At 67.7% G+C, this 22,298-nt stretch carries 25 protein-coding genes; 10 read left to right on the forward strand and 15 right to left on the reverse strand.

Going from position 1 to position 22,298, the window contains the following annotated elements; translation table 11 throughout:
• The first annotated feature begins 304 nt into the window (after positions 1-304).
• A complete protein-coding gene (locus tag ACIA6B_RS31915) occupies positions 305-511 on the forward strand; it encodes a hypothetical protein (RefSeq protein WP_107154710.1) in 207 nt (68 codons plus the stop codon).
• Positions 512-718: 207 nt separating this feature from the next.
• Positions 719-1,297, forward strand: a complete 579-nt coding sequence (locus ACIA6B_RS31920; protein WP_396779106.1) for a hypothetical protein — start codon at positions 719-721, stop codon at positions 1,295-1,297.
• A gap of 111 nt (positions 1,298-1,408) precedes the next feature.
• Here ACIA6B_RS31920 and ACIA6B_RS31925 read toward each other — a convergent pair whose 3' ends face one another.
• The 7 genes from ACIA6B_RS31925 to ssd all read right to left on the reverse strand — a co-directional run bounded on the left by ACIA6B_RS31925 (position 1,409) and on the right by ssd (position 6,661).
• Positions 1,409-1,744, reverse strand: coding sequence for an Rv3654c family TadE-like protein (locus ACIA6B_RS31925; protein WP_396779108.1), 336 nt, complete (start codon positions 1,742-1,744; stop codon positions 1,409-1,411).
• 371 nt (positions 1,745-2,115) lie between these two features.
• Complete coding sequence (locus ACIA6B_RS31930; RefSeq protein WP_396779110.1) at positions 2,116-2,526, reverse strand: TadE family type IV pilus minor pilin; 411 nt, start codon at positions 2,524-2,526, stop codon at positions 2,116-2,118.
• 59 nt (positions 2,527-2,585) lie between these two features.
• Positions 2,586-2,753, reverse strand: a complete 168-nt coding sequence (locus tag ACIA6B_RS31935; protein WP_013283643.1) for a DUF4244 domain-containing protein — start codon at positions 2,751-2,753, stop codon at positions 2,586-2,588.
• Positions 2,754-2,776: 23 nt separating this feature from the next.
• Complete coding sequence (locus ACIA6B_RS31940; protein ID WP_396779112.1) at positions 2,777-3,505, reverse strand: type II secretion system F family protein; 729 nt, start codon at positions 3,503-3,505, stop codon at positions 2,777-2,779.
• Positions 3,505-4,353: a type II secretion system F family protein gene (locus tag ACIA6B_RS31945; protein ID WP_396779114.1), complete on the reverse strand. Its 849-nt coding sequence runs from the start codon at positions 4,351-4,353 to the stop codon at positions 3,505-3,507. The genes ACIA6B_RS31940 and ACIA6B_RS31945 overlap by 1 nt, the downstream gene beginning before the upstream one ends.
• Positions 4,350-5,561 carry a TadA family conjugal transfer-associated ATPase gene (locus tag ACIA6B_RS31950; RefSeq protein WP_396779116.1) on the reverse strand — a complete coding sequence of 404 codons (1,212 nt, stop codon included), beginning with the start codon at positions 5,559-5,561 and terminating at the stop codon, positions 4,350-4,352. Before ACIA6B_RS31950 ends, ACIA6B_RS31945 begins: the two co-directional genes overlap by 4 nt.
• Positions 5,558-6,661 carry a septum site-determining protein Ssd gene (gene ssd / locus ACIA6B_RS31955; RefSeq protein ID WP_396779118.1) on the reverse strand — a complete coding sequence of 368 codons (1,104 nt, stop codon included), beginning with the start codon at positions 6,659-6,661 and terminating at the stop codon, positions 5,558-5,560. Before ssd ends, ACIA6B_RS31950 begins: the two co-directional genes overlap by 4 nt.
• 308 nt (positions 6,662-6,969) lie before the next feature.
• Between ssd and ACIA6B_RS31960 the strand changes: the two genes are divergently transcribed.
• The 4 genes from ACIA6B_RS31960 to ACIA6B_RS31975 all read left to right on the forward strand — a co-directional run bounded on the left by ACIA6B_RS31960 (position 6,970) and on the right by ACIA6B_RS31975 (position 10,930).
• Positions 6,970-7,659 (forward strand): hypothetical protein, encoded by a 690-nt coding sequence (locus tag ACIA6B_RS31960; RefSeq protein WP_396779120.1) that lies wholly within the window; start codon positions 6,970-6,972, stop codon positions 7,657-7,659.
• Positions 7,660-7,779: 120 nt separating this feature from the next.
• On the forward strand, positions 7,780-8,667 hold the full coding sequence (locus ACIA6B_RS31965) for a hypothetical protein (RefSeq protein ID WP_396779122.1): 888 nt from the start codon (positions 7,780-7,782) through the stop codon (positions 8,665-8,667).
• Positions 8,668-9,164: 497 nt separating this feature from the next.
• Entirely contained in the window at positions 9,165-10,277 is a 1,113-nt protein-coding gene (locus tag ACIA6B_RS31970; RefSeq protein ID WP_396779124.1) for a DUF262 domain-containing protein, read from the forward strand.
• On the forward strand, positions 10,274-10,930 hold the full coding sequence (locus ACIA6B_RS31975; RefSeq protein WP_396779126.1) for an MAE_28990/MAE_18760 family HEPN-like nuclease: 657 nt from the start codon (positions 10,274-10,276) through the stop codon (positions 10,928-10,930). The genes ACIA6B_RS31970 and ACIA6B_RS31975 overlap by 4 nt, the downstream gene beginning before the upstream one ends.
• Positions 10,931-10,971: 41 nt before the next feature.
• On the opposite strand, the gene ACIA6B_RS31980 is transcribed toward ACIA6B_RS31975, so the two are convergent.
• Both ACIA6B_RS31980 and ACIA6B_RS31985 read right to left on the reverse strand, forming a co-directional pair.
• Entirely contained in the window at positions 10,972-11,757 is a 786-nt protein-coding gene (locus ACIA6B_RS31980; protein WP_396779128.1) for a toll/interleukin-1 receptor domain-containing protein, read from the reverse strand.
• Positions 11,758-12,380: 623 nt separating this feature from the next.
• The gene (locus ACIA6B_RS31985; protein ID WP_396779130.1) at positions 12,381-12,941 is read right to left on the reverse strand and encodes a hypothetical protein; all 561 of its coding nucleotides are present in this window, start codon (positions 12,939-12,941) and stop codon (positions 12,381-12,383) included.
• A 557-nt stretch (positions 12,942-13,498) separates the two neighbouring features.
• Here ACIA6B_RS31985 and ACIA6B_RS31990 point away from each other — a divergent pair.
• Positions 13,499-14,272: a hypothetical protein gene (locus ACIA6B_RS31990; protein WP_396779132.1), complete on the forward strand. Its 774-nt coding sequence runs from the start codon at positions 13,499-13,501 to the stop codon at positions 14,270-14,272.
• 35 nt (positions 14,273-14,307) lie between these two features.
• On the opposite strand, the gene ACIA6B_RS31995 is transcribed toward ACIA6B_RS31990, so the two are convergent.
• Positions 14,308-15,534, reverse strand: a complete 1,227-nt coding sequence (locus ACIA6B_RS31995) for an exonuclease domain-containing protein (RefSeq protein ID WP_396779134.1) — start codon at positions 15,532-15,534, stop codon at positions 14,308-14,310.
• Between the two features lie 8 nt (positions 15,535-15,542).
• Complete coding sequence (locus tag ACIA6B_RS32000) at positions 15,543-16,235, reverse strand: DUF6218 family protein (protein ID WP_396779135.1); 693 nt, start codon at positions 16,233-16,235, stop codon at positions 15,543-15,545.
• A gap of 616 nt (positions 16,236-16,851) precedes the next feature.
• Here ACIA6B_RS32000 and ACIA6B_RS32005 point away from each other — a divergent pair.
• A complete protein-coding gene (locus ACIA6B_RS32005) occupies positions 16,852-18,363 on the forward strand; it encodes a pentapeptide repeat-containing protein (RefSeq protein ID WP_396779137.1) in 1,512 nt (503 codons plus the stop codon).
• Between the two features lie 128 nt (positions 18,364-18,491).
• Here ACIA6B_RS32005 and ACIA6B_RS32010 read toward each other — a convergent pair whose 3' ends face one another.
• The 4 genes from ACIA6B_RS32010 to ACIA6B_RS32025 all read right to left on the reverse strand — a co-directional run bounded on the left by ACIA6B_RS32010 (position 18,492) and on the right by ACIA6B_RS32025 (position 21,306).
• Positions 18,492-18,818 (reverse strand): YrhB domain-containing protein, encoded by a 327-nt coding sequence (locus ACIA6B_RS32010; RefSeq protein WP_396779139.1) that lies wholly within the window; start codon positions 18,816-18,818, stop codon positions 18,492-18,494.
• A 302-nt stretch (positions 18,819-19,120) separates the two neighbouring features.
• The gene (locus ACIA6B_RS32015) at positions 19,121-19,705 is read right to left on the reverse strand and encodes a hypothetical protein (protein ID WP_396779141.1); all 585 of its coding nucleotides are present in this window, start codon (positions 19,703-19,705) and stop codon (positions 19,121-19,123) included.
• 175 nt (positions 19,706-19,880) lie between these two features.
• Positions 19,881-20,363, reverse strand: coding sequence for a hypothetical protein (locus ACIA6B_RS32020; protein WP_396779143.1), 483 nt, complete (start codon positions 20,361-20,363; stop codon positions 19,881-19,883).
• Positions 20,364-20,637: 274 nt separating this feature from the next.
• On the reverse strand, positions 20,638-21,306 hold the full coding sequence (locus tag ACIA6B_RS32025) for a helix-turn-helix domain-containing protein (RefSeq protein ID WP_396779145.1): 669 nt from the start codon (positions 21,304-21,306) through the stop codon (positions 20,638-20,640).
• A gap of 293 nt (positions 21,307-21,599) precedes the next feature.
• Here ACIA6B_RS32025 and ACIA6B_RS32030 point away from each other — a divergent pair, with 293 nt between their 5' ends.
• Together ACIA6B_RS32030 and ACIA6B_RS32035 are read left to right on the forward strand one after the other, a co-directional pair.
• Entirely contained in the window at positions 21,600-21,809 is a 210-nt protein-coding gene (locus ACIA6B_RS32030) for a hypothetical protein (RefSeq protein ID WP_396779147.1), read from the forward strand.
• Positions 21,802-21,939, forward strand: coding sequence for a hypothetical protein (locus ACIA6B_RS32035; RefSeq protein ID WP_396779149.1), 138 nt, complete (start codon positions 21,802-21,804; stop codon positions 21,937-21,939). The genes ACIA6B_RS32030 and ACIA6B_RS32035 overlap by 8 nt, the downstream gene beginning before the upstream one ends.
• Positions 21,940-22,298 lie beyond the last annotated feature (359 nt).

Below are 22,298 nucleotides of genomic sequence, written 5' to 3' on the forward strand. Positions count from 1 at the left end.
GCCGAGATCACCCGCAGCCTCAAACGCTACATAGCCCGCCAAATCTGGCGCACCCTCGAAGCCACCGCTTGACAAACACCTTCACAGATCTTGCAGTTTCGGCCCACACCTCGCCCTGTTTGCCCGATGCGCCTGGGCGTAAAGCGCAAGATCGACGGGGTGGGTTGGCGGGAGGGGTGAGTCTGGTGGGTGGGACGGGGGCATGAGGACCGGCGTTGCGGGGCATTGATGTATGGGAGCGCTTCCATGCATCATTCCGGTAGCGCAGACGCGACCCGAGACCCGTCCCGCCGGAGGTGCCGCCGTGGCCGACACGATCGCCGAGACCGTCGAGCTGCTCTACACCATCGACCAGGAAAGCCTTACCCCGGACCAGCAGATAGCGCTGGGTACCGCGCTGGCGAACCTGGCCCAGGCGGAGCGGCTGGACCAGATCAACGAACGCCTGCGCGGTATCCACCAGGTGCTCAACACGTGGGCGATGAAGGCCACGGTCGACGGCGGACGCTGACCGCCCGTCGTGGCACGAACCGCTGTGCGACGAGCGCGGTCGGGTTGGGGGGCGTCTCGCCAGCTCACCGGGAGGACGGTGCCGGACGATGACCGGCACCGTCACTTCGGTGCCCGGGGCCGACCAAGGTCACCGGCAGGGCTGACCAGCGGTGCGCGCTGGTGGCGGCGCTGTGCGAGACTCCGGCGACCCCTCGAAGGAGATCAGATGTCGCTCGACAGCCTGCAGGCCCAACACCGGTTCATCGTCCGCCAGCGGATCCGGATGATGGTCAACCAGTACGAGGTGCACGCCGTGGCACCGGACGGCTCCGAGGGCGGGCTGCTCGCGTTCGCGCAGCAGAAGCGGCTCGCCTTCAAGGAGCAGGTCACCATCTACACCGACGACACCAAGCAGTACCCCCTGCTCGGGTTCAAGGCCCGCCAGCGGCTCGACCTCGGCGCCACCTACGACGTGACCGACCACGCCGGCAACCCGATCGGCCTGTTCCGCAAGGACTTCGCCCAGTCGCTGCTGCGTTCGACCTGGCACGTCGAGCAGCCCGGGCTGCCGCCCGCGACGGGACAGGAGCGCAGCTTGCCGGTGGCGCTGCTGCGCCGCTTCGTCGACTCGCTCTCCTGGCTGCCCTATCACTTCGACTTCCTGGCCGGCGGCCAGTCGGTGTTCTCGGTCGACAAGAAGTGGGGCCTGCGCGACCGGTACGTCGTCGACATCCAGCACCCGCACATCGACCGCCGCCTGGTCATCGCCATGGCGGTGGGCCTGGACGCGCTCCAGTCCCGCTGACGCCGGCGTCGACCGGTGCGGCCCGTCGCGGCGGGCTCCACCGGTCGACCGCCGAGCGGTTCCACCGCCCGACGGCCGGTAGCGAACCCAGTGTCGCCCGGCAGGCGATGGTCATGGCGTGCCGACGAGTTCGCGCGCCGGGCCGGCCCGGGACGTGGCAGTGGCGACGCGGATCAACCCGGGTAGCGGCGCGACCCGTACCTGCGCCGTGACGATCAGGTCGAGGCCGTCGACGCGACACCCGGTCATCCGGCCGGCGTTGGCGGACACCAGCGCGCCGGCCGCCCCGCAGGCGGCGTCCGCCCCGTCGAGCACCCGGCTGGCGCCCGCGAGCGCGCCGAAGTCGGCTGCCATCCGGGCCTGATGGCGCGCGCAACGCGCGGCCCCGAGCCCGGCACCGAACAACCCGGCGAGCACGAACACCAGGCCGATGGCGAGGAGGCACACGCTCGCCCCACCCCGCTCGGACGCCGCCCGGCCGGTGGGTTGCCCGCGTGCGTACGGCCCACCAGGTCTCGGCCCGTCAGGGCTCGGCCCGGCAAGGTTCGGCCCGGTAAGGTTCGGCCGGTCAGGGCCCGGCCCGGCAAGGTTCGGCCGGTCAGGGCCCGGGCCGGCGAGGTCCGGCCCGGCGAGGCGCAGCCCGGCAGAGCCCGATCCGGCAAGGTTCGGCCCGGCCGGGTCCGACAGCTCATCCGGGTGCGGCTCCCGGTCGGCCGAACGGGCGGTCGGTGACAAGGTCTCCAGCGTCCCCAGCCGCCCCGGCGTTCCCTGCCTCGCCGGCGTTCCCGGCTTCTCCGCTGTTTGCGGCGTTTGCGGCGTCAAGGCGTCGGCCCGGGAGCGCCGGGTTCCACGGCGGCCACCGCGACGCCGGAGACGGTCGACCGGGGCAGCCTCGTGCCGAACGTCCGGACGGGCGCCCGGACGGTCGCGGTCACCAGGTCACCGGTCACGGTCAACGTCACCTCCGCGCCCGCAGGGGCGTACCGGGTGGCGGCGGGTGGGCCCGGTTCGCCCCGCGCGGCGGCGAGTGCCGCTTCCCGGGCCGCGTCGACGCAGCCGGCACGCGTGGTCACCGCGTCGACCGCGGTGAGGCCGGCGACGAGCAGGAACATCAACGCCGGCAGGCCGACCGCCAGCTCGGCGGTGAACGACCCCCGTTCGCGGGCTTCCCAGGGGCGACGGCGGGCGACGCCGCACCGAACGCCGTACGGCGCCCCGCCACTCGCCACCGGGGCGGCCGGAACGCGGGCGTACCGGCCACGGTGTCGGCCGACCCACCGGCGTCCGGTCACTTCAAGGCCCGGTCGATGACAGCGGTCAGCGCGGACTGCACGTTCCCGGAGGTGAGCACCTTCAGCAGGATGCCGGCGAAGGCGACCGCGGCGAGGGTGCCCACGGCGTACTCCGCGGTGTTCATGCCGGCGTCACCCCGCAGTCGGGTGAGGAGCTTGCGCATGTCGTACGTCCCTTCTCGATGGTTCACAGCACGTCGCCGAGGACGGCGACGATCACCGGCACCAGACCGGCGAGAATGAAGGCGGGCAGGAAGCACAACCCGAGCGGTAACACGATGAGCACGCCCGCGCGTCGGGCCGCCGCCTCGGCCGCAGTCGAGCGCTCCGCCCGCAGGTCGTCCGCGAGTCGGGTGAGCGCGCCGGCCAGCGCGGCGCCGCTGTTCGACGAGCGGACCGCGGCGGTCACCAGGCTCTCCGCCCCGTTGACCGGGCGCAGGTGCGCCCACGCCTCGGTCGCCGTACCGCCCAGGCCCAGCGTGCGGCCCACCCGGCCGAGCCGGTCCGCGAGTGGCCCGCCGAGCGCCTCGGCGACGGCGAGCGCCGAGCGGTCGACAGGTGCGCCGGCCCGGAGCGCCGCGGCCAGCAGATCGGCGGCGAGCGGCAGGTCCGCGGTTTCGCGCAGGCGACGCTCCCGTACGGCGCGGGGCTCGATCCGGCGCAGCAGACGGTCGGCGGCCACACCGGCCAGCAGACCGGTGAACAGGCCGGCCCAGCCACCGGCGACCACCGCCACGGCCACGGCGGTCAGGCCGGCGCCCAGCCGGATCCGGTCCGGCCACCAGCTCGGGCGGCCTTGCCGAGGGGTGGGCGCGAGCCGGCGCAGCCGCCGGACCGGCCGGGCGGCGGCCCCGGTGACGAGCAGGAGGGAAGCGGCGCCGCCGAGGCAGACGGCGGCAACCACCTGGCGGGACATCAGCCCGCCCGTCCTGGCCCGGCGCCGAGCCGTTCCGCCCAGAGCAGCCCGCTTACCTGGAGGGCCACGGCCGCCACGGCGCTGCCACCGCCGACCGGCGTGTGCAGGAGCACGGCCACCGGGTCGACGCCGATGGCGTAACCGAGACCGATCCCGCCGAGCGGCAGTGCGGCGAGCAGCCACGCCGTCGCCCGCGCGCCGGCGGCCTGGGCGGCGGCAGCGGCGAGCCCTCGATCGGCCGCGCGGGCGTCGGCTTCGATCCGTTCGAGCAGGTCGGCCAGCGGCGCTCCGGTCCGGTCGGCAAGTCGCACCGCGGCCCGGGTCAGCCGCGCGATCCGCCCCGCACCGTGGTCGAGCAGGTGGTCGGTGGGCAGACCGGCCCGCAGATCGGCGGCGACGGCACCGAGCCGGTCGAGATCACGACGGTGCTCCGCCCGCGCGGCCTGACGGGTGCGCCTGCGTACCGCCGCCCGGGCCGCGAGCGTGCCGTAGACGGCAAGTGCCAGCGCGGCCACCGGACCGCCGAGGAGCGCCCCCACCCCGCCACCGAGCAGCGCCGCCGCCGGCAGGACCCGCCGGACGGAGACGGTCCGGAACGCGGCCAGACCAGTCGACGTCGAGGCGGGCCACCGGTCAGGGGCCGGCCGCGTCGGGAACGCAGTCCGACCGCCCGACGTCGAGGCGGGCCGCCGGTCAGGGGTGGGCCGGTGGCCGGGACCGGGTCGCGGGTCGAGGACCGCCCGCTGTCGGGTCCGGCCGGCGCGTACCGGCCAGCCGACCGTCACCGCGGCACCGACCAGCAGCACGACCACCAGCCCGAGCTGGCCGGTCACGAGCTGGCCGGTCACGAGGGGCCTGCCGCGTCGGGCCAGACCGCGCAGAGGATCGGCGGCACGGGCACGCCCCGCTCACGCAGCAGGTTGCCGAGCGGCCGGGCGGCCAGGCCGAGACCACGGCCCCGCATCCAGGCCGGAACCACCGTCACCACCCGTTCGGGGCCACCCGGGAGGAGCAGGCCGATCGAGTCGAGCACCCGCCCCTCGCCGGTCCGGCGTACCTGAAGGACGACCTGCAGGGCGGCGGCGACCTGGGCGTGCAACGCGATCCGCGGCAGCCCGCCGAGCATCCCGAGCGCCTCCAGTCGGGCGGGCACATCCGTCGGGGCGTTGGCGTGCAGCGTCCCCGCCCCGCCCTCGTGGCCGGTGTTCAACGCGGCCAGCAGGTCGACCACCTCGGCGCCCCGGCACTCGCCCACCACCAGACGGTCCGGTCGCATCCGGAGCGCCTGCCGGACCAGGTCGCTGAGGCCGACCGCGCCGACGCCCTCGACGTTCGCGGTGCGCGCCTGCAACCCGATCACGTGCGGGTGCACCGGGCGCAGCTCGGCGGCGTCCTCCACCAGCACGATCCGCTCGGTGCCGGGCACCAGCCCGAGCAACGTGTTGAGCAGCGTGGTCTTGCCGGAGCCGGTGCCGCCGGTGACCAGGTACGCGAGCCGGGCGGCCACCACCGCGTCGAGCAGCGGGGCGACCGGCCGGGGCACGGTGCCGTGGTCGACCAGTTCCGCCAGCGTGAACGGCCGTTGCCGGAAGGTGCGCAGCGACAGGTAGGGGCCGTCGGTCGCCACCGGTGGCAGCACGGCGTGCAGCCGGGTGCCGTCCGGCAACCGGGCGTCGGCGTAGGGGGACGCGTCGTCCAGCCGGCGACCGGCCGCCGCGGTCAACCGCTGCGCCAACCGGCGTACGTCGTCGACCGTGCCGAGCGGCACGGCCACCTGGTGCAGGCCCCGTCCCCGGTCGACCCAGACCCGGACGCCGTTCACCAGCACGTCGGTGACCTGTGGGTCGGCGAGGAGCGGCGCGAGCGGGCCGGCGCCGACGAGGTCGTCGTGCACCCGGTCGGCGATCCGCAGCAGAGTGGTGTCGCCGAGCACGCCGGCGCCCGGCTCGGCGCGTACCGCGGAGACCACCGCGGCGGAGGTGACCGGGGTGGCGTCGGCGGCGAAGCGGTGCCGGACCCGGGCGGCCAGCTCTCCCGGATCGGCCGGGCCGGTCACGCCGCGCCCGCCGCGGACCGACCGGTCAGCTCGTCGACGAGCCGCTGGCACAGCACGGCGAGCGGGCCCTTGCCGGTGGCGCCCGGGGCCTCGCCACGCTCCAGCCCTCGGCACAGGCCGGGCTCCGGCCGGAGCGTCCCGGCGAGCGGCAGGCCGAGGGCGCGGGCCACCTCGGCCGCCCGGAGCCGGCCCGGAGCCGGGCCGCGCACGATCACCGAGAGGTCGGCGCACTGGGGTGCCACCACGGCGGCCACCCGGGCCGCGGCGGCGGTGGCACGTAGTTCCGCGGGCACCACGAGGAACGCGCGGTCGGCGGCCTGGAGCGCGATCACCGCCGCGTCGTCGAGATGCCGGGGCAGGTCGAGCACGACCATGTCCCGCCCGCGGCGGCCGGCGTCGACAGTGGCGGCCATCGCCTCGGCCGGCAGGTGCCGCAGGTCCCCCCGGTCCCACGAGAGCACCACCAGGTCGCCACGGCTGGGCAGCGCGCGGACCAGCGACGGTGGATCCACCCGGCCGTCCGCGCCGGCCAGCTCGGGCCAGCGCAACCCGTCGAGCTGCTCCCACCCGAGCACCAGGTCGAGCCCGCCGCCCAACGGGTCGGCGTCGACCAGAAGCGTGCGGAGCCGGGCCCGGGCCGCACTGACGGCGAGCCCTCCGGCGAGCACGCTGGCTCCCGCGCCGCCGCGTCCGCCGAGCACCGCCACGACGCGGCCCGGGCCCGCGCCAACCGGCCCCGTCATGCACTCGGCGAACCGGTCGACCAGCCAGGGCTCCGCCGCGGGCAGCGCCGCGACATGCTCGGCGCCGATCAGCTCGGCCAACTCCGTACCCGGATCGAGCTGGCCGGAGCGTCCCACCAGCACCGTGCGCGGACGCCGCGGCAGACGGGCCCGCAGGCAGGCCGCGGCCTGGTCGGCGCCGACCAGCACCAGCGGCGCGGGCGTCCATCGGGCGCGGGCGGCCGCCGGGTCGGCCGCCAGCTCGACCTCGGTGCCGCCGGCCGCGGCCAGGCGCAGCAGCTCGTCGAGCAGGTCACCGTCGGCCGTGACGAGCAACGGCAGTCGACGGTACGGCGGAAGCGGGGTGCGGGGCGCCATGGCGGCCTCCAACGGTCGGGCTCGGACGTGCCGTGGTGGAGCCTGCCCATCGGGCCGGCCGCGCGGGTGCCGCAACCGCTCGCCTGTGGACAACGAAGGGGCTTGTGGACAGACCTCGCCGAACGAGTCGATCTGCTATGCGTCGGCGCGGCCGGATCGGCGGGGACCGTTGCCCGGACGACTGGTCCGGCCCAGCTCACCAGCCGGAACCGGTGGCCCCGCCAGCCATTGACGGGGAACGCCGCCCGTCCCGCATAATCGGAGCCCCCTGCCGTGGCACGGACGGCACCGCTCGCGGGATCGAGGCCATGACCGATTCACCGCACGGCACCGGAACCCCCTCCGGCCGACGCCACGCCCGGCCGGCCCCGCCGAGCGGCGGTGAGGGCTGGCTCCGCGACCCGTCCCCGGCCACGCTCGCCTCGGTGGCGATCGGGGTCATGGTGGTGGTGCTGGTCGGCACGCTCAGCTTCTTCGCCATGCCGCGCCGCCCCGACCTGCCGCCGCCCGGCGGCGCCGAGGCGATCCTGGCCTCGCCCGGCACGCCGGCCGCGGACCTGCCGACCGAGTCGTACTCCCCGGCGCCCGTGTCGCTCTCCACCCGTGCGGCGCTGCCGACCCGCTCGCCGAGCTCGCCCCGCCGCACCACTCCGACCGCCCGACCACCGGCGTCGAAGCCGTCGGCCAGCCGGACGACGCCGCCGGTGTCCCGGCCCGGCGAACTCACTCCGCTGCCGGCGTCCCGGGAGTCGACGCTGCGCTCCAGCGGGGGCGGGCCGGAGACCTTCGTCGAATTCGTCAACGCCCGGACCGCGCCCGTGGTCGTCAACTGGCTGGACTACGACGGCCGGCGCCAGCGGTACGCGGTGCTCCAGGCGGGGCAGTCCTACCGGCAGCAGACGTACGTGGGCCATCCGTGGGTGGTGACCGACGAGCAGGGCCGAGGGCTCGCCTGCTTCGAGCCGGCCCGGCAGACCCTGCGCGCCGTGATCCGCTGACCGTCCCTTTCGGACGCTTTGTCTTCGCGGTGTAACGACATCACCACTCCGTGCGGTAATTGATCGACAGCAACTTTCGGGCGGTACGACCGCCCAGCTGTCTCACCGAGAGGAGCGGGGATGCACAAGACCTGGCGGAGGGCGGCCCTGGCGGCCAGCCTGTCGATCACGGGGGCGCTGGGTGGGCTGGTCGCTGCCGCGCCGGCACAGGCGCAGCCGGTGGCGTCCGGTTCGGTCACCTTCAGCGGTGACCAGGGCGACTACATCACCGGCGGCGGGTCGTACGCCTATTCGGTCGCCGACGGCGACCAGCTCACCACCTCCGCGTCGACCGATGCCAGCCACGTGTCGGTCAACGTCAACGGCTACGGCGGCGACTGGTGGTACCTGGACTTCGACGCCCCGGGCAGCCAGCCGCTGACCCCGGGCACCTACGAGAACGCGACCCGCTACCCGTTCAACGGCGCGGGCCCCGGCCTGAGCCTGGACGGGAACGGCCGCGGCTGCAACGAGCTGACCGGCACGTTCACCGTGCTCAACGCCGTCTTCGGACCGAACGGCTACGTCCAGACGTTCGACGCCACCTTCGAGCAGCACTGCGAGGGCGGCACCGCGGCGGCCCGCGGCGAGGTGCACATCGCCAACCCGCCGGCCCCGGCGCCGCTGGACCTCGCGCTCGCCGTGGCCACGCAGGGCACGGCCAGCACGGTGAGCGGCAAGGCGGTCGTGCACGGCACGGTCACCTGCAACCAGCCGACCTCCGTGGCGCTGTACGGCACGGTCACCGAGATCGTCAAGAAGACCATCGTCCGGGGTGACTTCACCACCCGCGTGGACTGCGTCCCGGGCAGCCCGGCGGCCTGGACCGCCACCGCCACGCCGACCGGCACCGTGCCGTTCGTCAAGGGTTACGTGGAGGTCAGCACCAGGGCCCAGGGCTACGACAGCGAGTACAACCGGTACGTCGAGGTCAACGACAGCGCGGTCGTCAAGCTGATCAAGGGCTGATCCGCCGATCGGAGCGGTCGGCCCGTCGCCGGGCCGGCCGCTCCGACACGGCAGCCGGAAAGGAACGACCCCCGTCGGGGGGAAGTGACCTGACGTAGCAGCGAGTGTGATCAAGTGCCGTAACGCGTGGTCAGACGCATCGGTCGCGCCGTCGATCATGATCGAGTCGAACCAGGCGGTACAGCGCTCGCTGACGACCCGCTGACTTTCGGGTGGCACCCTGCGGGTGCCCTCATGAGGGCTGGGCCACCCGAAGACAGTCCGTACGGGCGGGCACCGCCATGCATGCGAAGGCCTCGGAGAGGGAGCCGCCGGTGACATCTGGGGCCGTTTCGAAGCCGCTTAGGGCGTTGCGCGGACACAGCTAGTACCTCAAACCTCCCAAATCAGCATGATAGCCGCTGTTAGGAATTTTGAGGGAGGAGCTCACCATGTCGGTCTCGGAGAAACTACTATCCTTAGACAGTCAATGAAGCGGATAGCGCAAAGGCAGGCCAATGGTAGTGCTGCAGGATGAGATCGACACAGGAAGGTCCACCGTCAAGGCCGACGCGTTCTCGATGTCCATTGGCGAGCTCGTAAATCTTTACAAGAACCGAGAGCTGGTCATCCGACCAGAATACCAAAGGCTTTTCCGCTGGTCACAGGAAAAGAAGTCTCGCCTCATTGAGAGCATCCTCCTCGGCATCCCCCTCCCTTCGATATTCGTCATGCAGCGCCATGATGGAATATGGGAGGTAATCGACGGCCTCCAGCGTATATCAACGATCCTGGAATTTATGGGTGAGTTGATCAACGAGGCCACCGGGGAGCATTTTCCGGCGAGCACCCTGACAGCTACGAAGTATCTTCGCTCTTTGCAAGGAATGGCATTTGAGTCTGACAGAGAGCCGACACTGACCCCAGGACAGCGCCTCGCAATCAAGCGGAGCAAGATCGACGTCAAGATCTTGTTGCCCGAGAGTGACGACAAAGCCAAGTACGAGCTGTTCGATCGCCTGAACTCGGGCGGCGAAAGCGCTTCCCCCCAAGAAGTTCGAAATGTTCAGCTAATCATGGCGGACCGCACGTTCTTTCAATGGCTTTCCGAACTTAAGGACGACGAAGGGTTCCGTGACTGCGCCCTCGTTTCCAGCCGTCAAGGCGACGAGCAGTATGACCTGGAGCTAGTCTGCCGATTCATTGCTTTATCTCAGAGCTCTGCTGCCGAGCTCAAGAGCATGCCAGAAGTTGACACCTACCTTACAGAAAAGATGCTGAAGGCCGCGACCGACATAAGTTTCGACAGGGATGCGACTGCCGCTCAATTCCGCAAAACGTTCTCGATGCTTAGCGAGGCATTGGGATCTGAAGCTTTCCGGCGGTACGACACGACGAAAGGCCGTTTCACCGGAGGCCTATCCGTGTCTGCCTTCGAAGCGGTGACCACCGGCCTGCAGCATAACCTGGCCGCATGGACTACTATCGAAGATCGTAACGACAAGTTGCGGAAGAGAGTCATCAGCCTTTGGGATTTGCCAGCCTTCCGGACGAGGGCCCGAGGTGGCGTGCGAGGCACAACGCGGATTCCAGCCATCGTTCCAGCAGCGAAGGCGCACTTTAAGCCGTGAAAGTCCGCACCCTCGACGCATTGGATGAGGTCATAACCACCGACCTTGCTTGGCGAAAAAAAGAGCTATCGGTATTTCGAAACCAAGTCCAAAAAGCTGACCGCATCATTCAGCGCGCTCTTTTACGGGGGGCAATATCGCTACTCTACGCCCACTGGGAAGGATTTATAAAGAACGCAGCGCATGCGTACCTGTGCTATCTGTCTCGGCTTAACTTAACTTGGGAACAGCTGCGGCCCGAGATCGTAGGTCTAGCGTTGCGTCGAGAGCTAGTGCAGTTAGGAGAAACAAACCGATCAAACATCCATGCGCGGATTGTTAGACAGCTCCGTGAAAAGTCAGCAGAGCTCGCCCGAATTCCAGATAGCCGAGACGCAGTTCGCACCATGGCAAACCTCAACTTCAGCAGACTGGAAGACATACTTATTTCAATCGGGTGTGACTGCGACCGCTACGCCAACTATCGCGACTTGATTGATGAACAGCTATTGGCATCTAGAAATCGCATCGTCCATGGTGAGGACGACTACATTGCCTTGATTGATTGGGTTGACCTACGCCGAGATATTTTGTACATAATGGATGATGTTGCGCGGCAGATAGTCAACGCTGCGGCCCTGCAGGAGTATCGCGCCGAAGTGGATAGGGCCTGAAATGTCGTAGGTGCCGGATGCTATCTCGGCAAAAGAAATTTTCATTTGACATCCTGCTGGCTGCATCGGACTCGCATGTGCCCCAAGAGAAGGTCGTCACAGATGCTGGAGGTAAGAGCGCCAACCTCCCGGCCTGCCACGCGCCCCCGGCACGCCTTCTGGCCTGCTGAAAGGGCTTCCATCGGTTTCCGGCGTCTTCCGCCGTTACTCGCGCTCGGTGTGCCGGGTCTGTGCCCGGCCTTGGCCATGAATTGTTGGCGAGCCGGGCTCTGATGGCACAGATACGATCGCACCCGCCGACGCGGCCGAGCGCGCCGACGGGTGCGGAGACGCTCAGGCGGCGGGTCAATCACCGTCGGGTCGATCAGAGCCGAGGCAATCTTGGCGGCAATCTCCTCGACGCTGTCCTCCGCGGTGTCGAAACCCATCATGTCGCCGAGGAACGAGCTGTACTCCCTCACGTCGGTGAACGTGACGTTGTGCAGCACCGGAATCACGCTGTCCTTATGCAGTAGTGCACCCAGCTCCCGCTCGGTCCAGAAGCGGCCGGCGAGGTAGGCCGGGGTCAGCACGAGGACCCCGGCGCGGGCTAAGCGCAGCCCATTGTCCAGCTGCCGCGCCATGCTCCTGCCCGGCTTCATCTCAGCCTTGTCGCGCCAGACTTCCAAGCCCAGCACCGTCAGTGCGGCGTACAGTTCGTCGGTGACCACCTCGCCGTCGATCCGGGCGTAGCTGCAGAACAGGCCGTGCTCGCGGTCGTCGACGGGCAGGGCGGCCTGGACCCGGTCGACCAGTTCCTGTTCCGCGGGCGTGTAGCGAACCTGCATCTGGGGTCGGGAGGCCACGGCGAGCCGCTAATTGATCTCGTCGAACACCCTTCTTGTTGTGCGCGTCGGCGCGGCGGTTGTGCTGGTCGGCCGACCGGTTGCAGTCATTGATGACCTTAAGGTTGTGCGCCTCGATCCTGCGGTTCTCGGCCTCGATCTCCCGGTTGGCGGCGGCGATCTGCCGCTTCGACTCGCGCTCCGCCTGCTGCTGCGCGGCGCGGAGCTGCCGGTTGAGATCCTGCTGCGCCTGACGCAGTCGGCGGTTGAACTCGCTCGCGCTGAACGATGCGTACGGCACTCGATCACTCTCGCTGCTACGTCAGCTCACTTCCCCCCCTCCCCCGACGGGGGTCGTCCCTTTCCGGGGAGCGCTCCCGCCCTGGTGGGAGCGCCTTTCCCGGCTCGGCCGGGTCGAGCGCCGGGCGGAAAATCAGTGATCGTCAGCCGCGTCCGCCCTCTCGTCGGCACTCCGTCCGGGTGCGCACATCGAGGGGGATTCGGGTGCGCAGGGATTAGGAGGAAAGGAAGGTTGCGGTGCGCGTGGTCAGAGGCACCGGTCGTGCCGTCGAGCATAATCGCGAGTTGCCACGTGGTACGGCGTTCGCTGACGATCCGCTGACTCGCTACCGACCGGACTGCGGGCCGGCTGGGCCGAGAGGTTCCGGACTCACGTAGCGCGGAAAGCTGACGGGTTGCAGTGAAAGCTCTATCCGGGCGGCGGCCAAGAAGGCATGTTCAGCAGCCCATACTTTTCTGAGACGGTCCTGAGGGAGGTCACCTACGACGCTCCTCGCGCGATCAACGGCTAGCTGGCACGCCTGGTGGACTGCTTCAACCAGGGCGTCCAAAGTTTCCTGAGACTGCGCAACTAGGCGGACCTTGGTCTTGGCAGCGTCGACCCGTTCCTTGTAACCCGTACCCTCGTCATCGAAGATCGGCATTAGCTGCCCCGGCCAATACGGGTCGGGCACCGCATCCAGCTTGGCGGCCGGCTTCAACGCGAATGCAACGTAAGCCCGAAAGGCCGATAGGAAGTCCTCGAAGGCGGAGAGCCGGATATCACACCACTGACGAAGATGATCTCGGTCCCAGTGCCAGGACTGGGCTCGGATGGATAGGTAGCCACCCAGAGCTACGGATAGAAACGCCACAAGAGCTGTCAGGCCATTCGCCAGAAGATCCACCTGAGCCACCCTCCGCCCACTCTGGGCTCAACGTATTGGGAGCCGTCAAGGCGATGCGGTTTCAGGCTGTCGGTCTACGGGTGCTGGCGGCGCCTCGCTTAGGCTGCTAGTGAGTCAGACGCTTGGACGTTGCGGCACGGACCGTGCGCAGCAGCTCGGCCACCCGCGCCTTGCGCTGGCCCCGGGGGAGGCCGCACGGCTTAGGAGGGCGGCTCAGGTATTCAGACCATAGTGGCCCGCCTCTGCCCATCCGGGACCCCCATAGCCGACGACAGCCGAGATCATTGCCAGCACTCTGCAGGAGGCGCTGCGGGTGCCCGAGGACGCCGGAGGCCGCCCGCAGGGGCAAGCCGCAGCGCGGCGCTCGCCTCCGCCTTCAAGATCATGTCTTCTGCCGGCCCGCGTTGAAGACTGCCCGCCGACCCGCTCGTCGCATCGCCTCCCGTCGGCCTGGGACTATGGCCGTCGGTCGGCTTGGCTGTACCAGAACGCCCGTCACTGTCGCTTTGCATGGAGCTGTCAACATCTCCATTGGAACGAGCGGAAGCGGAGAAAGCATGCCCAATCCCGAGCAGCCCGCAGAGGAGACATCTCCGGCGGTCCCTCGCACCCGCCCGGTCAGACCTCTCAACAAGCTTGAGCGCGGCCTTGCGCTCGCAGTCGGCCTCAGCTCCGGCGGCGCCGGCGGTTACGCCGTCTTTGAGAGCTCCAACCAAGTCGGGTCCGCCGCGTTGATCCTTACTGGGGCCGCCTTCCTTCTCGTCGCAGTCCAAGGGACACGTCTGGTACGGCTTGAGGGGGCTGGTAACAGCATCGAGATGGCTGACGCAGCTGAGCAACTGGTCGAAGTCGCAAAGCGTGAGCCTGACGCCGACCGGGCAGAGGGCATGATCGAAGCTGCGGCCATCATCAGTCCAAGGACTGTCGCATCAGCCGGCCCGGACCGACGTACCTACACAGATGAACTTCACCGAGCTCTTCGAGGCACTGCTCGGCAGGTTTCCCGAGAGGTGGCAACGCACCGGCCTGGCCGCCCCTTGGACTTCGTCGTTGAGTTCGAAGACGGCCGCAAGGCGCTCGTCGAGGCGAAGGCGCGCAGATACGGCCCCTTCACGATGCTCGACGTCCACGAGGCCATGCTTCAAGTGAGTTCAGTCGCCGAGCCGGGCGACGCCGGACTCTTGATCGTGACCAATGCTCCGCTGGCCGGGGAGGTTCAGGAGTTCAACGCTCAGGACCACCCGGGGATGGTGCCAATAGAGGTGATCACCTGGAATGACGAGCGGGATAACGGCCTGCTTGCCCGGTCCCTTCAACGTGTAGCGCGCTGAGGAGCGCGCATCACAACAGCTTGAGGCGAGCCAGCCTAGCTAGAAGACAGGGCGGCAAGTCCGGTCAACATGTTCTGGTAAGCGGTCGGATGAACGATCGGGATGCCGTACTGACGAGCTTTCTTCGCCTTACCCGACATCGTGTCGGGGTCCGCGGCAACTAGCAGGCGCGTCTTCTTGGTGATGTTGTTGCCCACGTCTAGGCCTGCAGCTCTTGCCTCTTCCTCCCACTCGCACCGAGGCGGCTCCATGGCGCCGGTGAAGACGACTACGTCACCCGGTTGGAGTTGCCATGTGCCGGGGCGACGCTGCTGTGGGATGACTGTGGCAGCGGTAGCCAGGGCGTGGTCGACGTCGGATTGCTGGAGGCCTAGCAACCGAGCAACCTGGTCCAGGTCGCTACGCTCGTCTGGGGTCAAGATGTCGTCTTCGAGCGCGATCCCAGCGAGGCTTGCCAGGTAGGTTCGGTGCAGGTGCTCAACGTCAACGCGGTGTAGCCCGAACTCCTCCGCTGTGGCGACAAGCGCGTCGGCTTCCGTGGCAGAGATGTGCCGGTCAAGGAGCACTTGGTCGAGCAGGTCCAGGTAGGCGTCGCCCCGTGGTTCGTGCAGTCGGGGCAGCCTATCGACCATTCGTGCGAGGAAGTGCTGTTCCCGGTGGCCAGCGGTACGCCGTTGAATCGCCACCACTGGCTGCGTGGCAATCGGTGGCCACGAGAGCATTGCTGCGACCGTTGCTGCATTCTCCCATGGTGGTGGGCTGCCGGCTGCTGTGAGGTAGTAGCTGAGGAGCTGGGCGGCGGCTCTTGCGTCATGCAGGGCCGAGTGGGCCTGGTGTGGCGGGAGTCCAGCGGCTCGGCAGCAGTCGTGGAGGCTGCGACCAGCCGAGGGCAGGAAGTGTGAGGCCAGACGCATCGTGCAGAGGCCCGCGACCTGGTCGATGGGTGCAGGGATCCCGGCGCGTTGGTACTCGGCGTGCAGGAACGGGCCGTCGAACGTCAGGTTGTGGGCGACTAAAACCTTGCCGCGCAGCATGCCGGCGAGGTGACCAGCAAGCTGATCGAAGCGGGGTGCCTGCCGAGCCTCGGCCGCCGAAATGCCGTGGATGGCCTGCGGCCCGAGGTCGCGATCTGGGTTGACCAGGCTGCACCACTCGTCGGTAACGTGGCCGTTCTCGTCGACGTGGACAACCGCCACCTCGACGATTCGGTCGTGCCAGCTGGTGCGGAAACCTGTCGTTTCGAGGTCGATGACTGCGTACACGTGGCTCCCTACCTTGAGACAAAGGAGGTGCTGGCGACTGCCTCGCGTAGTCGCGCCAACCACCGCGGCGGCAAGGGCTGCGGCTCGCCCAGCGAGCGAAGGTAGACCCGGCGGTACCGCGCCTGTTCTGTGTCCTGCCACAGTTGCGCGGTATTGGCGACGGCGGCGGTCAGCGCCAGAGCCGTCGCCGCAACCGGTGACGCTGCCGTGGAGTGGGCCCGAGCAGCCCACTGGGCAAAGTCCGCCTTCTCTGGCATCTCGGTAGGCCACGCCAACGGAGCGATCTTCGATTTGGTGCCTGCCTTGTGTTGTTCGACCGCGGCAGCATAGGTGGACCGGTGTTCGCTGATCTCTGTCAGTAGCTCGGGGATGGTGACGATACTGCGCTGCAGGGTGGTGACCAGTTCGGCCGGCAAGACCTCGGCGACCCGGGCCAGAGCTGCGATGGGGGCCTCTTCGTTCCCGTCGACCAAGCAGCGATCCTGCAACATGCCCATGATCTGACAGAGTTGCTCGGAGTCTCGCTCGATTTCTTCGAAGCGAACAACCCACGCTCCACCGGCGCGGCCGGTCGGGCTGAGCCGCCACACGGCCAACGCGTCGCCACCATCGCTGTCTGGGCCGACGGCGAGAACACCGTGGCCTTGCGCGCCGGGCACGTAGTCAACCGGGATGGCTAGCTCGTTCTCAGATGCCTCCACGCAGAAGCTCCTTGAAGTTCCTCAATTGTTGGCAGCGGGACGGTCACCTTAACCAGCACTGGTGACATGCAGGGCCGGTCATCTGGTCTATCTAGCTGTCCGAAACATGACTGATGCTCACACCGCCGTCGATCCGGACAGCCGTGTCGTCCGAAAATCCTGCGCGGCTCTGCCCTGGATGGCATGCCCGCTTCGGCAGTTGCACAGCCAGCGGCCTCTTCGTCCCTAACCTGGGCGTGGTGCGTCGTCTTCTGTCATCCCTTATCGACCGATGCTGGTCAGCTCAGCTGCATGCTCGCCCGTTAATAGCACTTGTTCGCGGGACGCGGCGGGTTCACTGCCTCCCCGCTGCCTCTAACCGCTGCATAGCCCGTGGCAAGGCCGCTTCTGCCTGGCGCCGGTGCCCGGAGTTCAGCCACCATACCTATGTGACAACCTCCCGGATCACTCGATGGCTGCTGCCTGTTGGCGTTGGATTGCTCGCGATCGCAGTACTCATCGACCTGAGGCCGTGGAGGCTCGTACCGTGGGCGGACGTCGCAGAAGTTCTGGGCGATCATCTCTTCCTGGCCGTGGTCGGCATCCCTGGCGTCTTGTTGATCCTCGCGGGAGTTGGGTGCTGGGCACTCGCAACGACGTTGCACTGGAGGACCAGCGCAAGTGGCCATGGCTGCTGTCGGAACGAGGCATCGCGTCCGCGGTCTGCCTAGTAGCAGTCGTCGGAATTGCAGCCTTGGTGGCAATGTTACAAGTTGCGAAGACTTCGACGGCGGCTGATCGGGCCAACCTGCAGATCGAGGCGATAAAGTACGGGATCGGACTCTTGGCAGCAAGTGGCGCAGTCGCTGCACTGCTTTTGGCTGTCCGGCGGCAGCAGCTTTCGGAGGACTCGCACAAGCTGGCGCTTAAGACGCAGGCGCATACCGAAACCGACGCCGCAGAACGGCGCGTGACGGAATTGTATACTAAGGCGGTCGAGCAGCTAGGTTCGGCTGACGCGGCTGTGCGACTGGGTGGCCTGTACGCCCTTGAACGGGTAGCCCAAAATAGTCCCAGTCAACGACAAACGGTAATCAACGTCCTCTGCGCCTACCTTCGGATGCCCTACGAGGTGCCGACCTCGGTTCTGCGCGATGCTTTGCCTATCGCGGAAAGCTCCTCCAACTCAGTAGGGGAATTGCCACTCCTGTCCAATGAACGCCCAGAAAGCAGTCGTGATCCTCACCAAGAACTCCAGGTGAGGCTGACGGCTCAACGAATTCTGTTGGCTCACCTTCGTCTACCCGAGGGTGCCAAAGCAGAGGACGTCGCAATACTGGAAGCCAATCCCATCGAGTCGTTCTGGCCCAACATAAGCGTGGATCTTACCGGTGCTGTGCTCATTGAATGGCAGTTAGATAAGGGCTACATGCATGAAGCGAACTTCACGCATTCACACTTCATAGGCAGCACAAGCTTCAGCGGCACGACGTTCGACGGCGATGCCTGGTTCAGCGAGGCGGTATTCGATAACAACGCGGGCTTCACCCAGGCAACGTTCAACGGCAGAACAGGATTTACGAGAGCGAAGTTCGACGACGACGCCTTGTTTGTAGAGGCAACGTTCGGCAAGTATGCCGGCTTCAGCGGCGCGACCTTCGCCGGACAAACATGGTTCGTCGAGGCGACGTTCCGAGCGGACGCCTCCTTCCAGAGAGCGTCATTCGGCGACCCTGTGTGGTTCAACGAAGCTTCCTTCAGGGCCGACGTTTGGTTTCACAGCAGCCGATTTAAGGGCCTCACCGTTTTCGGCGACGTCGCCTTTGCCGGCGAAGTGGGTTTCGTTTCGGCAACCTTTGCCCACGACGTCTCCTTCAGTGGATCGAAGTTCAGCGGTCGGCCAAAATTTGCCAGAGCAGTCTTCACTGGCGACGCAGATTTTGAGAGTGCAACCTTCCATCTCAGGCCGCAGCTCAGTAATGCGAGGGTTACGGCACGATCCGGTCGGAATGACATTTGGCCCGCAGGATGGCGTGTAGGAGAAGATCTTGGGGGAGGGTTCAAGGCTCTAATCGGCGATGAACCGGCCATCCCTGTGATAGAAGTTTCGGTTCGGAAGCCTCCACAACCGCCGACTTCTAATCCGTAGCTCCGGGCGATGCGGCTCCATTCGGCTGCCCATGCTGCTGGCGAGGTTGCTAGTCACCGCACGAGATCGCTCAGGGTGGGGCGGTTGCTGTACTCCGTTGCTGTACCAGCAAGGACTGAACCCTGCACCTAAAGCTGCGGCGTGAAGCTCGGCGGGCGACAGAGTTCGCACGTGTGCCGGCCGTCCGCGAGCTCCGCGAGGTAGTACGCCGTCGACCGGGCGGTTCCGGTCACATGAGGCTGCCCCGTGTTCCGATCGACGACGATCGGCGCGTTACCCGCGACCGAGTCGAGGAAGGACCCGGTCTGGAGGTAACGGGCCGACTGGTAGTAGAAGACCCAACAGCCAGGGTGTTCCTCCACCTCCGTGATCGCGAGCGGGGGTACACCAGGCTCCGAGGACATCGTCCGAAGCGCCCCTTCCGCCACTCCACGGGCCTCGTGCTGGTTGATCACTCGCACATCATGCCCGTCGTCGGGCAGTCGTGATAGCCCTGCTTTGCAAAGATCAAGCCCTCTGTCGTCCAGCGTCGGTGACTGCTGCTGACCTGCCCGCCCTGGCGCCTGCCGTCGGCGCCGGACTGTTCCGCCGGTGGGCCTGGCTGCACGAATGGCTGTACAGCCACTCATCCGTCGGATCGCCTTGACGCTACCGACCACCATGAACCCGAGCCGCCGACGTCGGCCCGCAGAGGCTACTGAAGCTGTACCGCCAACTGCCTTTGAGCAGCCCTAACCTGATACGTCACGGCCCTCAACTACTCGGGGAACGGTGTGCTCTTGCCGCCAGGCGCGAACGGGTTCGGGAACACACCCATCGCCTGATCGATCTTGCGATAGGTCCCCGCGTTGATCTCCTCACCGTCGAGATCGAGGCGCATTAGCTCCACCATAATGTGGCGAGCACGATTGAAAGAGTCTCGCGCCAGCTCATATTCTTCATCGCCATGCAAGACGACTGCGGCCATGCGTAGAGCAGTCGCGAGTACATCCCGCGCGCATTCCGCAACGGCGTGAGTGCCAAGTAATGTCAGTTCGGCTTCAATGTGACGCAGCTTGTCGAGAAGGGCTCTGAGGGTGGGAAATTCGTTCGCCTTAAACTCACGCCCCAACACTCGGATGGCCATGCAGGAGTTCAAGGCTTGCACAGATGTTTCAACGAATCGGACGTAGGCGTCTCTACGCTCGGCCCAGTTGCGTTCCCGTAACGCGTCGGCGCGCTGCTTCTCGAAAATCTTTAACTGAGTATTTCGTTGGAGCCTAGTTGCGGCCAATGTGCCGGAGACGCCTACTACGCCTCCCGCGAGGGTAGTTACTAAAGGGAGCAGCCAGTCCAAGGGCATGACCCCATCTTCGCGCAGGCTCTCAACTCCTCCGGCCCTCCTGGAGCCGCAGCCAGCCGGTTGCCGTCGCTCGTTGATGCCATCCCGTCTGCCGCCGACCCACACACCATGGGAGCGGACCAGGGCCAAGGCGACAAGGTGGAGCGCCCTACCGGACCAGTCTCAATGGTTGTTGTCAAGGGGTGGGGCTGTTGGGCTTGATTCGGCTGGCGGCTCGGGGCCAGGGGACGGTGGGGCAGTTGGGTGCGTCGGTGGCGCTGCATCCGTTCAGTTCGCGGAGGCGGCGCCACTGCTCGTGGGCAGCGAAGATGCGGTTTGTGCCGTCGTGCTCGTCGCGTAGTTCGAGAAACTCGTCGAGGAGGTCGAACAGGCTCTCGACGGTGCGGGCGTCTAGGTCCGGGTCCATGTCGCGGAAGTTTTTGGGACCGATGGGTTCGGTCAGGTGAGCGACGATGCTCCACCAGACGTGGTTGTTTAGGCAGCCGGCTTGAGTGACCAGCCATGGTTGGAAGCCGGTCAGCAAGGTCCGGGCGTTTGCCTGGTCGCATCCTTCGATGAAGGCCACGACGCTGGCGAAGTCTTCTCGGATGAGCCACATCTGGGGGCGTTCGTGGATGTTGGCGAACAGCTCTCGGTAGTTGGTGATTGTGATCGTCACGGTCGGATTGTGCCGGGCTGTCGGCGGCTGACGCGCCCCTGCGGTAGGGGTCTCCTCGGTCGGGCAGGCTCGTCCCTGCCCGAGGTTCCCGGTCGGGTCAAGGCCAAGCCGCTACGCGGTCGCCTCCGGCGAGCCTTGACCCGACCGGGGTTCTCGGGCTGCCCTGTGGGTGCCCGGCCGAGGAGAGCCCGGTTGGTGGTCTCCGAGGGAGGGTCGGGGTGCGGGGCAGCGCCCCGCCAGCCAGGTCCGGCAGGTCGGACGTTTCATCGGTGAGTTAGACGGGCGCTGGTGGCGGTGGTTGGAGTTGGAAGCAGCGATTGTCGCTCAGCAGCGCCCACAGCACGTCGACGCGGCGACGGGCGAGGGCGCGGTCGGCAGCGATCCAGGCGAGGTCGACCTCTCCGAGCTTGGTGAGCTGGGTGGCGGTCAGTTGATAGGCAAGGCCGAGGAGCCGGCGGGCCTGGTCCTGGTCGTCGCCCTCGTGGCGGTCGGCAGCGGCCTGGGCGCGGTGGAGCAGGTCGGGTAGTCGGCCGGTGACGTACCCGAATCGGGAGTCCTGGTAGGCGTCCCAGAGTGCGCCGACGTCCTTCCGCAGCATGGCAACGGTCGGTGGCTCGCCGTGGAAGGTGCCGCCGAACGGGGCAATGGCGCGGTAGTTCATCAGCGCCGACCGGAGAGCGGGGACGGTGTCGGTGCCGGTGTCGGCGGTCCAGTCAAGCAGCACAGGTTCGCCGAGGAGGTCACCGAGGGATACGTCCAGGACCTCGGCAAGGGACTTGATGACAGAGAGCCGGTCCAGCTCGATTCGGTTGTTCTCGACCTTTCCGAGCCAATCAGCGGTGCGGCCGATGAGCCCGGCAAGGACTTCCTGCGACAGGCCGCGCCGGCGGCGGTACCAGGCGATGCGCTCGCCGATGGTCAGGGTGTTGGTTGTCCGGTGCACCGTTTCACCTTCTCCCCTCGTCCGGCGGCGACCCCGGAAGGATTTTCCGGGTCACTGGGCGGTACGTGCCACAACCTGTCTCCATGACAGGGCTGAACGTATTCGACCAACTGCCGGGCTCCGGCCGCCCGGCGACCTGTTGAGGCTGGCCCGGGGTGGGTGCTGGCACGGGACCGCGACCCGAGCGCCGGTCCCGAGAGAGCCCGCCCACCCCGGCGCCCCGCAGAAGGCACCCGGTTCCGGTAGGTGCGCCCAGGCCGGGTGAACTGGTCTTCCTCGACGATCGCGCATCGGTGCAGTTCGGCGGCGATCGGGCGCTGTGGCTGCGGGTGACCGCGATCGGTGACTGGCCGGCGTATGACGGCTGGGTGTGGCTGATCGGCTACGTCATCAACCCGACCGACGGGCAGGCGTCGGCGAAGCGGGAGGTCTTAGCGCGGATTACCGGCCTTCAGAGGAGCACGCCGCCGCTGGCGCGGACGACAAGGAGTCGTGGTGTTTGACCTTCGGATACGGCTTGGACATGTGCTCCGGGTGGAGGCGGCCGACCGCTACCGCCCATCCGACGGGCCGATGATGCTCCGGGTGACCGGCGTCCGCCTGGTGCTCAACCGCCCGGAGCGCGAGCAGTGAATCTGGGTGGAGGGCATCAAGGTGGCACCTGAAACAGGCGGGGCGAGCACACGCCGATCCTCGTACCCGTTCGGCTGTTCGCTCCTCAGGGTCCGGTTGGTGAGGACGGAGTGCCGACGAGAGGCCGGGCGCGGCTGCCGCTCGCTGACTTTCCGCCCGGCGCCCGACCCGGCCGAGTCGGGAAAGGCGCTCCCACCAGGGCGGGAGCGCTCCCCGGAAAGGGACGACCCCCGTCGGGGGGAGACGGGGGTCGTCGGGGTGGTTCGGCTCCGGGGGGGTCGAGCCGAACCGACTCAGCGGTCACGGGGGGTGCAACCGCCGAGGGCCTCCAGCAGCGACGGGACGTGAACTCCCGTCGT

It is taken from the genome of Micromonospora sp. NPDC051141, assembly GCF_044455765.1.
In the GTDB taxonomy this organism is placed as follows: Bacteria; Actinomycetota; Actinomycetes; order Mycobacteriales; family Micromonosporaceae; genus Micromonospora.